Genomic DNA, 795 nt, shown 5'->3' with positions numbered 1-795 from the left:
CGCGTGCGTCAAGACCGATGCGATGGCGTCCCGTCCAGCGTGATCCTCGCGCCGTGCTCGCGCCCGTCAAGGGTGGCCTGGCAGCACGGAAGCGAGGGGCACGGCCAGCGCAACGGCCAGCCTGGACGGGCCCCTGCGCACGGACGCGCCGCGCAACTGCAGGCCAGGACGGAGGAACGGTCGTGGGCACAAACAAAGGAACAGCACAAGATGAGGAGCTATCGATGACGTAACCAACATCCCTTACCCGCCGAGGTCTGCGAGAGGATGAGACGAAATGGAGATCGGTCTTCCCGGCGCACGCGATCACTGGTGACCCTAATGGCCGGATTCGAGGCCTGTCCGCTAATCAGATCGCATGCGCGCTGATATCCATGATGGTCGGGAGCCACGATGAGCTCCAATCAGAGACCGGATACATTGATGCAAGACCGCATCTGCTGGATCGGCGAACCTCTTGCACCGCACGGCCGGACCATACATCCGGGTCAATCCCGGACGTTCCGGCAGTTCATTAGGGTGCCACACTGGACCTCGGTTGTGCCCTGTTAAATTAGGGCCTTCAGGAAGTCGCGGACTTTCCACTTTTAGAAAGACAACTCCGATGATGCAGCTCTATTGGTCGCCGCGCTCGCATTCGTTCACCGGATTGTGGCTGATGGACGAGACCGTTCAGCCCTATGGACCAGCGAGACAGGGGGGAATGGCGTGCTGCGGGGTACCGGGGCGCGCGCCCTGGCAACCTCACGAGCATCTGCGGTCCATCGCGATGCCCTGTCCCTCGCGGCAGTTCTG

Annotated in this window: 1 pseudogene; it reads left to right on the top strand. The window is 62.1% G+C overall.

Annotated elements, in window-relative coordinates:
* Nucleotides 1-604: 604 nt before the first annotated feature.
* A pseudogene (locus tag ACFFWD_RS36930) lies at nt 605-795 on the top strand (hypothetical protein); the annotation flags it as partial.

The sequence above is a fragment of the Bradyrhizobium erythrophlei genome, assembly GCF_042430365.1.
GTDB lineage: Bacteria > Pseudomonadota > Alphaproteobacteria > Rhizobiales > Xanthobacteraceae > Bradyrhizobium > Bradyrhizobium erythrophlei.
The sequence above is the reverse complement of the archived record's forward strand: the minus strand, read 5'-3'. Positions and strand labels throughout refer to the sequence as shown.